The organism is Microbacterium horticulturae (assembly GCF_029094505.1).
Classification (GTDB): Bacteria; Actinomycetota; Actinomycetes; order Actinomycetales; family Microbacteriaceae; genus Microbacterium; species Microbacterium horticulturae.
The window spans coordinates 2,424,407-2,435,447 of the sequence record NZ_CP119108.1; the positions used below are offsets into that span (position 1 = coordinate 2,424,407).

Below are 11,041 nucleotides of genomic sequence, written 5' to 3' on the forward strand. Positions count from 1 at the left end.
GCACTATGAACATCGGACTCATCTTCGCGGGCGGCATCGGCTCTCGAATGTCCACCGAAAACTTGCCGAAGCAATTCCTCACGATCCACGGCACACCGTTGATCGTGCACACGATCCAGCACTTCCAGGATCATCCGGACATTGATGGTGTCGCAGTCTCCATCCTCCCCTCCTGGCGCGACAGGTTCGCGCAACTGGTGTCACGCTATGAACTCACCAAAGTGAACTGGATCGTCGACGGCGGGGCGACGGGCCAGGAGTCTCGGCACCGTGCCATACGGGCAGTTTCCAATGAATGTCCGGAGGAAACCGTGGTTCTCGTGCATGATGGCGTACGGCCGCTCATTGACGCACAGGTGATCGCCGACAATATCCGCACCGTGCGCGAAAAGGGACCCGCGATCACATGCACCAAAGGCAACGAGACAATAGTCTCGGCATCGACTACAGAGATCGACGAGGTGCTACCGCGCGACCACCTTTACGTTGCTCAGGCTCCACAGAGCCTCCGGCTCAGCACGGCCCTGGAGATTTACGACCGTGCGGTGGCCGACGGAGATGACGACTCCATAGACACTGCCACGTTGCTGCGTCGGTACGGCCACCGGCTGTTCCGAGTGGAAGGGCCACGTTCCAACATCAAGATCACGACCGCGGAAGACTACTACATCTGCCGGGCATTCTTCGATCTCATTGAGCGCAATCAAATCGGCGGGTAGTGCGCTACGGCGCACGCCCAGCGCGCCGCTCCGGTCGGAGCGGCGCGCCCGTTCTCAATCCCCGGCCGGGATACGTGACAGAATACGGTGTGCCCAAGCTGTCGACCACCCTTGTTCTGCGACCATCGCAAGCAGAGCACAAGCCACCGTCCGCGACGCAAGTGGCGAAGGCGAGTGGGGGTTTCCGGCCCGATGTCCAGGGTCTGCGGGCGGTCGCCGTTGGCGCGGTTTTGCTGTTCCACGCGAACTGGAAGTTCTTCAGTGGCGGTTTCGTCGGTGTCGACGTCTTCTTTGTGATCTCGGGTTTCCTGATCACAGGGATTCTCCTGCGGGAGGCTCAGGGCTCAGGACGTATCCGGCTCGGCGGGTTCTATGCGAAACGTGCTCGGCGCATCCTGCCGGCCGCCACCGTCGTGCTAATCGCGACACTGATTCTCACTGTGATGCTCCTCCCGCAGATCAGGTGGGAGACCGTCGGCGTTGACACCATCGCATCCGCTCTATATGTGGTGAACTGGGTGTTCGCAGCCGGCACCGACTACCTTAACGCGGAAATAGCCGCGAGCCCGCTGCAGCACTTCTGGACGCTGGCGGTCGAAGAGCAGTTCTACATCGTCTGGCCACTGCTCCTCGTGACCCTGTTGTTGCTGTTCCGACGCAGAACCAAAACCAGGGAGGGCACGGTAGCTGACCATCGCGTTAGCGCAATGCGCGCCGCGCGCCCCGGCGTGCTACTCGTGCTCGTGTTGTCGTTGCTGTTCTCCATCTACCAGACAAGCGTCGACCCCGCGCCAGCATATTTCCTGACGACGACCAGATTATGGGAGCTCGCCGTCGGCGCTGCGGTCGCCGTCTTCGCGTCCGAGATCGCCCGAATCCCCCATTGGCTCGGATATGTCCTGGGCTGGGCAGGGCTTGCTTCCATCGTGGTCGCTACCCTGCTGTTCTCAGGTTCGACACCGTTCCCCGGCTACGCGGCGCTGGTACCGACGCTGGGCTCCGCTGCGATCATTGCAGGGGGCATGAACGGCAGGGCAGAGAACGGAGTCGGTCGATTACTGACGCTGAGGCCGATGCGGTGGATCGGGGACATCTCGTACTCGCTGTACCTATGGCACTGGCCGCTGATCGTCGTCGGCACTTATCTGCTCGGTGGCGAGCTGCGCGTGCGCTACGGACTGCTGATCGTCATCTTCTCCATTCTTCCGTCGTGGCTGAGCTACCGGTTCATCGAGAACCCTCTCCGCAATTGGGGGTGGGTGAAACACTCGGTGAAACGTTCGCTACTCGCCGGCGCAGCGCTGATGGTGTCGAGTATTGTCCTCGCCTCCTGCGTCTACATTGCACCACGGATCATGAACCCGCAGTACGAGGCCAGCGCCGACACGAAGATCGGCGCCGAGGCACTGACCGGCGACTTCACCAATGACGACCTTTCAAGCTTCACCGACGCTGGGAAACCGGCCGACCAGATCGAAGGCGGATTCACGCCCTCAGCCTTGGATGCACGGGACGATAACACCGAAGTCTACGGAATCGGCTGCAATCGTCCGAGCAGCGCCGCCACCCCGAAGATCAAGGGCTGCATATGGGGTGACCCACACGGTGACACAAGCGTCATTCTCGTCGGCGACTCGCACGCAGCCAGCTGGGCAAGCGCTTACATTGCTCTCGCCAAGGAGCATGGTTGGAAGCTCTGGGTCAGCACCAAGGCGTCCTGCGGACTCTCCAGCGTAAGCCAAGCCGACGGCGACCAGGAATACACCAAATGCAACACGTGGAGCGCGATGATGTTCGACGACATCCTGGCGGAACACCCAGATCTGGTCGTCACCACGAATCGGTATACGCGAGCCGCATACAAGCCGGGACTCTCGCGTGGGGAAGCGAGGATGCTGTACGCCGACGGCCTCCACAACGATCTCCAGCGGCTCAACAAGGCGGGTATACCGACGATCGTCATGGACTCCACCCCGGAGATGAATAGCGATGTCCCCGAATGCCTATCGGCGAACCCCGACCACCTGACAGCCTGCGCTACGCCACGAACGGACGCGATAGGAAAGGGCGCCACGTACGTGAAACGCGCCGTCGAAGGACTGCCGGAGGCGGACATCATTGATATGAACAACTGGATCTGCCCCGACACCGAAGCGTGCTCTGCTGTCGTTGGAAACGTCGCTGTCTATCGCGACGCCCACCACCTGACGAGGACCTTCGGACAGACTCTGGCCAAGCCTCTAGAGGCAGAATTGCGGAAGTCTGAAGTCGCGCGCAGCGCTCTGTGGTGAAAGCCATCAGTGCCGTCGAGGACACGTCTCTTCGGGCCATCTGCACGCGGAAGAGCGCGTGGCCATGCCCATTTGCGCGCGGTGTGCAAATCGCGCGTCACAGTTGCACGCCGCACACAGTCATGCCACACTGCCGACAAACAGCAGGGTTCCGGCCAAGACATCGAAGTTGCGGAACCAGCCCACGGAACAACCGCGGGTCGCGTCGCGTTCACTCGTCGACACGCGGCTCCGCGTCTCAACGAAGGAGAGCGTCCATGTCCGTCAGGCCCCGGGTCGCCCACGCTATCATTGCGACTGCTGCCTCCCTCATTCTGGCGGTCTACCCCGTGCTCACAGCAGACGCAGCCACGAACTCACCGTATGTCACGAAGACCGAGTTCGGCCAAATGGGCACTCACCAGACACGCACCCGCGTCGCCGAACTCTTCGGAACTCATGGCAAGACGGTCACTGAGAACTCGCAGTACGTCTGGAAGCAATATCGGACCGCGTACGGAGCCCACCCCTACTCGGTCGACGTGCGCTTCTGGAAAAATGTCAACGGCGTCTACCGCGCCGAAGAATGGAGCGCTGTCTGGCGGACCGGTCCCGTCCGTGCGCAGAACCCGGTCAAAAAGACCGAGTACGTGCAGATCAAGATCGGGCAGTCACTCGCTGAGGTCCGCTCGATCATCCATTCCGGGGGCAAGATCGCGCGGGAAGAACATGTACAGGGCTCGGGTGGGAGCTTGCACCGGAAGACGTATCTTTGGCCGGTCGCCTACAACTCTCGAGGCGTCGTGACGATCACGTTCGAGAGTGGTCCGGGAGAGAGCGGCTACTCAGTCGTCGCCAAGTCCGTCGACTGGGGCTAAGCGCAACGACAGCATCGCCCAGCGGCCCTGAGCCTGTGGCCCTGCGGTCAACGACGCTCCGCTGACAGCGGAGAAGTTACAGGAACTCCTGGGGTACGATATCGGATGGCCGACCACGGCGGCATCTTGGTCGCTTTCCAAAGCCCGACCGCCCAGAATCCCTGGGCGAGCAGTGGAACTTCAGATGAATCGTCGCGCGCGGCTGTCCGTATACGGTTACCAAGCACCATCGTCGAGCCGGGACGTCTCGAAAGCCTTCTGAGGAGAAAATCACACGAATGCGACCCTACAGCTACAGCGACCTCAGGGATCTAGCGTCCGACGCTGACCACAAGGCTGCGATGCTCGAGCTCTTGCTGGCGTTTGACAAGTTCTGCGAAGAGCATGGTCTCACCTACTATCTCTCCGGCGGAACACTGCTGGGTGCTGTCAGACACCAGGGATTTATCCCGTGGGATGACGACGTAGACGTCAATATGCCCAGAACCGACTGTGAGAAACTCATGGAGCTCTGCGGCGGCCAGATCGGAGACTTCGAGCTCATGCCTCCGAACACCTCGCCGCTGTACTTCGCGTACCACTGGAAGCTGTACTCTGACAAGATTCTCATCGCCAAGCGCACAAAGGGTGGGATCGGCGGGAAGGTCTACCCCATCTTTCTCGATATCTTCCCGATCGAGGGCCTTCCAAGCACTCCCGAATTGAATCGCCAGCACTACGACGAGATCAAGCGCCGCAAGGACCACGTCAGGCACGCGCGCAATGTGCGCAAATACCGCGGGCGCAATCCGTACCGGATTCTCCGTAATCGTGTCGCAACGCGGATCTATCGATCGATCGGTGTGAGCGCACTCTTCGATAAGGTCATCGAACATGCGAGGTCGATCCCATACGAGGACTCCGACTATGTCGGCGTGATGATGACCAACGTCCACACAACCGAAGAGCGCGTCGAGAAGTCCGAGTATGCGCCCGTGATTAAGCTCGACTTCGAGGGACATCCGTTGCCGTGTCCGGCCGGTTACGACACTTACCTGAGCCAGCTCTACGGCGCGAATTACATGGAATGGCTGCCCGTTCACAAGCGCGTCTCGCGCCACGGCTTCGTGACATTCTTCCCGTTTGCACCGGGAGAAGGACCGCGTATTGTCGACGTGCCTTCCGACACCGCCGACGAATTCCCCCTCGCCGACGACGACGACATGCAGGACGAGCTAGCGTGACGTCGTCCAGCGATAGGAGGAGCACTTCTGTGAAGATCGCCATCTGTGGCCTCGTCAAGAGCGAGAATCTCGGGGAGATGTTCATTGCCCGAAGCCTCGAGTACTTGATCGCCGACGGCCTGGAGCAGGCGCAGCCTGACCTCGACATCGAGTACGTCGAGGTCGATCTACTCGGCCGAAACGACACCATCTTCGAGATCACAGATGCGCGCGACAGGCGACTGCGCAACTACTACCAGTACAGCGAGAAGGGCCGGCTCACTGAGAAGCTGTTCCTCAGCCTGCAGCGCAAGGGGCGCACCACCAAGAGCAAGTGGGCGCAGAACGCGATCGCCCGGGCACGCCATCTGATCTGGAAGTACGGTCGCAACTACCGCGGGCGGCTCGCCGGCTACTTCGATCTGAAACTCGATGGCGTCGACTACATCGTGATCGACGGCGCGGGTCTTCTCGAGTACAGCTACAACGAATACCACTGGTCGTTGCTTCTCATCAGCCAGTACGCCGAACGGCATGGCCTCGAAGTGGTCTACAACGCGATCGGTCGGGCGGGCGCGTTCGACGAGCGCGACTTCGGGAGCAAGGTCCTGAAGCGGGCCATCCGCTCCTCGGCCGTCCAGTATGTCTCGGCCCGGGACAACGTGGCTGAGGTCCAGGCATGCGCCGGCCCTGAACGCAAGGTCAAGCTCCTCGCCGATTCTGCCTTCTGGATGAAGGAAGCCTACGAGATCGACACGACCGTCGAACGGAAGAAGATCGGTATCGGACTCATCCGCGGTAACTCGCTTCAGGGCTACGGTGTCGCCTTCGGCTCGAAGGAATGGACGGCGCTCTTCGCCGGCATCGCCACCGTCCTGCGCGATCGCGGATATGACTTCGAGTTCTTCACCAACGGTCTGCCTGGTGACATCGCGCTGGGCAAGCGCGTGTTGAAGAAGCTGCAGCTCCCCGACTCCTATCTCGTGGAACGTCCGGTCGACGACACCGTGCTCGTGAACACTATCAACGGGTACGAGGCGCTCATCACGTGCCGGATGCACTCGTCGATCGCGGCATTCACCATGGGAGTCCCCTCCGTCATCCTGTCGTGGAACGACAAGGTCGAGAAGCTCATGGATATCATCGGCTACCCTGATCGAGCCATCAAGCGGCACGACTTCCGACCCGAGTTCATCGTTGACAGCATGGAGAAGGCAAAGGAACAGGGCATCGACGACGCGTTACTATCCGCGATGAAGGACAAGGCGCGCGAGAGCGTCAGCGACTACCTGCCTCTGATCCTCGCTGCACGACCCTGACACTGTCCTCATTTCCCAGGAGCTCCAACATGATCACAGCACTGCTGACGGCAGCGGGCACGGGCTCGCGGATGAAGCAAGACATCCCGAAACAGTTCATGCACGTCAAGAACAAGCCGCTCATCGTCTACACCATGGAGGCCTTCCAGGATCACCCGTCGATCGACGCGATCGTCGTGGTGACGCTTCCGTCGTGGATCGACGTCGTGACCACGTACGCGAAGCAATACGGCATCACTAAGCTGCGGGCGATCGTGCCGGGCGGCGCAACCGGTCAGGAGTCCATCCACAACGGCTTGGAGAAGATCCGAGAAGAAGGCGCCGCCGACGAGGACATCGTCATGATCCACGATGGCAACAGGTGCCTCGTCTCGTCAGAGATCATCTCCGACAACATCGCTGAGTTTCAGACCAGTGGCAGTGCCGTGGCGGCGATCCCCTGCGTGGAGGCGGTCTTCCGGAGCAACGACAACGGAGTCTCATCAAGGGTGTCCATCCCGCGTGAGCAATTGTTCCGGACGCAGACGCCGCATTCGTACACCTTGGGCAAGCTCATGTGGGCGCACGATCAGGCGAAGGTTCAGGGCATCGGCGACACCGCGGCATCCTGCGTGCTGATGCACGAGCTCGGAGAAACTGTCTACTTCTCAGCAGGCTCGGAACAAAACTTGAAAATCACCACAATGGATGATCTGTACATCTTCGAGTCCATCCTCGACGCACGAAAAGCTGCGGAGTGATCCGACGATGACGAGCAGTTCCTATTGGGACGATGTCCACACGGCATACGGCAGCATCCCCGACGCGAGTGCGCTTCATGGCACCCGTGTTCTCGTGACGGGAGCCACGGGGCTAATCTGTTCGTCGATCGTCGACATCCTTCTGTTCATGAACCGTGAATTCGGCGCGGACATCACTGTGCTTGTTGCGGGGCGCAATCAGCAGGATGTCATCGATCGATTCCGCAGCTTTTGGGATGAGGGCGATCGCCTCATCTTCGTTCCGTACGACGCGACCTCTACTGACCAAGTCACGCTCTCGAGCGACGTCGACTACATCCTCCACGGCGCCAGCAACGCCAACCCGGCGATGTACATGCAGTACCCCGTGGAGACGATGCTCGCGAATCTCATCGGGCTCTCTACGATGTTCGAGCTGGCTCGTTCGGCATCCGCGCGCAGACTTCTCTACATCTCCTCGAGCGAGGTCTATGGCCAAAAGGAGGACGCCCACCCATACGGGGAGAACGATTTCGGGTATCTCGATATCTTGAATCACCGCGCGGGCTACCCCTCCTCCAAACGAGCCGGCGAATCCCTCTGTGTGGCGTACGGCATGGAGTACGGCATCGACGCCGTCATCGTGCGGCCTGGGCACATCTACGGACCTGCGATCCGCAAATCAGACAATCGCGTTTCGGCGGAGGCGACTCGTCGGGCGCTTGCGGGTGAAGACGTGATCCTCAAGAGCCGGGGCGAGCAGCTACGTTCGTATTGCTACTCGCTCGATTGTGCATCCGCAATCCTCACGGTGCTTCTGCGCGGCGAATCGGCGAACGCGTACAACATCTCCAATCCGCACTCGATTTGCACGATCCGTGAGATGGCCGAAGCTGTGGCGACAGCCGGAGACGTGAGCGTGCAGTACGATATTCCACCCCGCGCAGGTTCCGTCGTCCACAACCTGATGGACAATTCTTCACTCGCGTCCGACAAGCTTGAGGCCCTCGAATGGATTCCCGCTTTCGACCTTCAGCGCGGGGCGGATCGGATGATGACGGCACTGGGCGAGACTAAGGGGTCGTTCTCGGTCTGAACGTCTCTTGCCAAGTCCGAATTCATCAGAGGCTGACGCCGAGCCGTTGTGCGATGTAGCGCCTTCGCGAGCGGAGGATCCGGCTGCCCAACGTGACGACACCATTGCTTGCCGCAACCAGCCGTGATTCTCTCACCCAAGAGGTTCCGATAGAATGCGTTAGTGACGGACCAGTTGATACTCACTATAAATGTCTGCCTGCTCATTGTGTCGCTAATCGCAGCAGCAATAGCTGTCTCGCGCGCAGGCGCAGCACGGGATGCAGCGAGAGGAGCCAAGAGGGCTTCGCGGGTTTCGCGTACGGCCAGGGACCGCGCAACATCTGCTGAAGCTCACACGGGCTCCGCGGTCCATGCCGCAAGGACAGCTGCGCGACAAGCTACGACGGTCGAGACGAGACTGGCGGAAGCTGCTGCGCAGCAGTCCCGGGACCGCCAAGCGGACGCGATCATTGCGCTAACACGGATGATCTACCGTGAGGTGGAGTGTGGGCGAGACCTCGATAATTGGATGCAGCGCTCGCTCTCTCGCTTCGCGACCAACGAAGAGTTCGTTCGGGCCTACACGCTTCTCCCCACCGAGGACCATCATGTGGTGCATTGGGCGGAACGGAAACGAGACGAGATTCGTCGCCTGATAGACCTCGCTCACGAAGAAGTGGCGGACGGGACAACGACCGTAGGCCCAAACCGCTCACATGCCGCCCGCCTCGCGGCGGAAACCACCGAGGAATTTCTCAGTTGGCGCCGCGGAACACGTGACGCCGCGAGCTTCTCGGTCGACCTCCTGTAGCCCCCTTCCATGGCTGCATCCCGCTGGTGTTCACTGGTGGGGCCCACTGGCCACACCTAGTGATGTGCCGACAGCCTTGGCGGGACCGTCTCGTCGTGGTCTTGGACGGCGTAACTCTCTTCTACCGGGTGGCGCTCGGAAGCGACTGACATCCGCGGTATGCCACGATAGGTCTGTGAAGGGCATCATCCTCGCCGGCGGCTCCGGCACGCGGCTGCATCCGATCACCCTCGGGGTGTCGAAGCAGCTCGTCCCGGTGTTCGACAAGCCGATGGTCTACTACCCGCTGTCGACGCTCATGCTCGCCGGAATCCGCGACATCCTCATCATCACCACACCCCATGATGCAGCGGCGTTCGAGCGGCTGCTCGGTGACGGCTCGCAGTTCGGCGTCTCACTGACGTATGCGCAGCAGCCCTCACCCGACGGGCTTGCGCAAGCGTTCACGATCGGTGCCGACTTCATCGGCGACGAAAAGGTCGCGCTCGTGCTCGGCGACAACCTGCTCTACGGACCGGGCCTCGGCCGCCAGCTCACCCGCTTCGGCGAGATCGACGGCGGTGCCGTCTTCGCGTACTGGGTGTCGGAGCCACGCGCGTACGGCGTGGTCGAGTTCGACGATGCCGGCCGCGCCATCTCCCTCGAAGAGAAACCCGCAGAGCCCAAGAGCAACTATGCGGTGCCCGGACTGTACTTCTACGACAACGACGTCATCGACATCGCGCGCAACCTGCAGCCGAGCCCCCGCGGCGAGTACGAGATCACCGACGTCAACCGCGCCTACCTCGAACGAGACAAGCTGCAGGTCGAGGTGCTCCCCCGCGGCACCGCGTGGCTCGACACGGGCACGTTCGACCAGATGATGGATGCCGGAGACTATGTACGCACGATGGAGCGCCGCACCGGCATGAAGATCGGCTGCCCCGAAGAGATCGCCTGGAGTCAGGGCTTCCTCACCGACGGCGAGCTGCGCGAGCGCGCGGAGCCGTTGGTGAAGTCGGGCTACGGCTCTTACCTTCTCGACCTTCTACAGAGAGGACGCGCATGACCCGGCTGCTCGTGACCGGAGGTGCCGGGTTCATCGGCTCGAACTTCGTGCACCACGTGATCGAGAACACCGATCATCACGTCACGGTGCTCGACAAGCTCACATACGCGGGCAACCGCGCCTCACTCGACCGGCTGCCCGACGACCGCTTCACGTTCGTGCAGGGCGACATCTGCAACGCCGAGCTCGTCGATGGGCTGTTCAGCACCGTCGACGCCGTCGTGCACTACGCGGCCGAGTCGCACAACGACAACTCGCTCGACAACCCGCGGCCCTTCCTCGACACCAACATCGTCGGCACATACACGCTCCTTGAGGCCGCGCGCCACCATGGCACCCGGTATCACCACATCTCGACCGATGAGGTGTACGGCGACCTCGAACTCGACGACCCGCAACGATTCACCGAGCACACGCCCTACAACCCGTCGTCGCCGTACTCGTCGACGAAGGCCGGCTCTGACCTGCTCGTGCGGGCGTGGGTGCGCTCGTTCGGCGTGCAGGCGACGATCTCGAACTGCTCGAACAACTACGGCCCGTACCAGCACGTCGAGAAGTTCATCCCGCGCCAGATCACGAACGTCATCCGTGGCATCCGTCCCAAGCTCTACGGTGCGGGTCTCAACGTGCGCGACTGGATCCACGCCGACGACCACTCGTCAGCCGTGCTCACGATTCTCGAGCGGGGACGCATCGGCGAGACCTACCTCATCGGCGCCGACGGCGAGAAGGACAACAAGACCGTGGTTGAGCTGATCCTGCGCCTCATGGGTCAGGAGCCCGACGCGTACGACCACGTCAACGACCGCGCGGGCCACGATCTGCGGTACGCGATCGATTCGAGCAAGCTGCGCGACGAACTGGGGTGGATGCCGCGGTTCCAAGACTTCGAGGCGGGCCTGGCTGCGACCATCGACTGGTATCAGGCAAACGAAGACTGGTGGGCGCCCGCGAAGGACGCCACCGAGGCCTTCTACGCGAAGAAGGGGCAGTGATGG

General features: G+C 61.4%; 10 protein-coding genes. All 10 read left to right on the plus strand.

Annotated elements, in window-relative coordinates; genetic code table 11:
• The first annotated feature begins 5 nt into the window (after positions 1-5).
• On the plus strand, positions 6-719 hold the full coding sequence (locus tag PU630_RS11660) for an IspD/TarI family cytidylyltransferase (protein WP_275277234.1): 714 nt from the start codon (positions 6-8) through the stop codon (positions 717-719).
• Positions 720-793: 74 nt separating this feature from the next.
• Positions 794-3,010 (plus strand): acyltransferase family protein, encoded by a 2,217-nt coding sequence (locus PU630_RS11665; protein WP_275277235.1) that lies wholly within the window; start codon positions 794-796, stop codon positions 3,008-3,010.
• A gap of 257 nt (positions 3,011-3,267) precedes the next feature.
• The gene (locus PU630_RS11670; protein WP_275277236.1) at positions 3,268-3,867 is read left to right on the plus strand and encodes a hypothetical protein; all 600 of its coding nucleotides are present in this window, start codon (positions 3,268-3,270) and stop codon (positions 3,865-3,867) included.
• Between the two features lie 341 nt (positions 3,868-4,208).
• The gene (locus tag PU630_RS11675; RefSeq protein ID WP_275277237.1) at positions 4,209-5,090 is read left to right on the plus strand and encodes a LicD family protein; all 882 of its coding nucleotides are present in this window, start codon (positions 4,209-4,211) and stop codon (positions 5,088-5,090) included.
• 29 nt (positions 5,091-5,119) lie between these two features.
• Positions 5,120-6,388: a polysaccharide pyruvyl transferase family protein gene (locus PU630_RS11680; RefSeq protein ID WP_275277238.1), complete on the plus strand. Its 1,269-nt coding sequence runs from the start codon at positions 5,120-5,122 to the stop codon at positions 6,386-6,388.
• Between the two features lie 29 nt (positions 6,389-6,417).
• Positions 6,418-7,128 (plus strand): IspD/TarI family cytidylyltransferase, encoded by a 711-nt coding sequence (locus PU630_RS11685; protein WP_275277239.1) that lies wholly within the window; start codon positions 6,418-6,420, stop codon positions 7,126-7,128.
• A 7-nt stretch (positions 7,129-7,135) separates the two neighbouring features.
• Positions 7,136-8,203, plus strand: coding sequence for an NAD-dependent epimerase/dehydratase family protein (locus PU630_RS11690; RefSeq protein ID WP_275277240.1), 1,068 nt, complete (start codon positions 7,136-7,138; stop codon positions 8,201-8,203).
• Between the two features lie 465 nt (positions 8,204-8,668).
• On the plus strand, positions 8,669-8,995 hold the full coding sequence (locus PU630_RS11695) for a hypothetical protein (RefSeq protein WP_275277241.1): 327 nt from the start codon (positions 8,669-8,671) through the stop codon (positions 8,993-8,995).
• Between the two features lie 175 nt (positions 8,996-9,170).
• The gene (gene rfbA / locus PU630_RS11700; protein ID WP_275277242.1) at positions 9,171-10,043 is read left to right on the plus strand and encodes a glucose-1-phosphate thymidylyltransferase RfbA; all 873 of its coding nucleotides are present in this window, start codon (positions 9,171-9,173) and stop codon (positions 10,041-10,043) included.
• Positions 10,040-11,038, plus strand: a complete 999-nt coding sequence (gene rfbB, locus PU630_RS11705) for a dTDP-glucose 4,6-dehydratase (RefSeq protein ID WP_275277243.1) — start codon at positions 10,040-10,042, stop codon at positions 11,036-11,038. Before rfbA ends, rfbB begins: the two co-directional genes overlap by 4 nt.
• The last annotated feature ends 3 nt before the right edge of the window (positions 11,039-11,041 follow it).

Bases quoted from the DNA above. Each gene is read 5' to 3' on its own strand.
- PU630_RS11660 (WP_275277234.1), top strand. From the start codon at position 6: ATGAACATCGGACTCATCTTCGCGGGCGGCATCGGCTCTCGAATGTCC.
- PU630_RS11670 (WP_275277236.1), top strand. From the start codon at position 3,268: ATGTCCGTCAGGCCCCGGGTCGCCCACGCTATCATTGCGACTGCTGCC.
- PU630_RS11675 (WP_275277237.1), top strand. From the start codon at position 4,209: ATGCTCGAGCTCTTGCTGGCGTTTGACAAGTTCTGCGAAGAGCATGGT.
- PU630_RS11685 (WP_275277239.1), top strand. From the start codon at position 6,418: ATGATCACAGCACTGCTGACGGCAGCGGGCACGGGCTCGCGGATGAAG.
- PU630_RS11690 (WP_275277240.1), top strand. From the start codon at position 7,136: ATGACGAGCAGTTCCTATTGGGACGATGTCCACACGGCATACGGCAGC.
- PU630_RS11695 (WP_275277241.1), top strand. From the start codon at position 8,669: ATGATCTACCGTGAGGTGGAGTGTGGGCGAGACCTCGATAATTGGATG.
- rfbB (WP_275277243.1), top strand. From the start codon at position 10,040: ATGACCCGGCTGCTCGTGACCGGAGGTGCCGGGTTCATCGGCTCGAAC.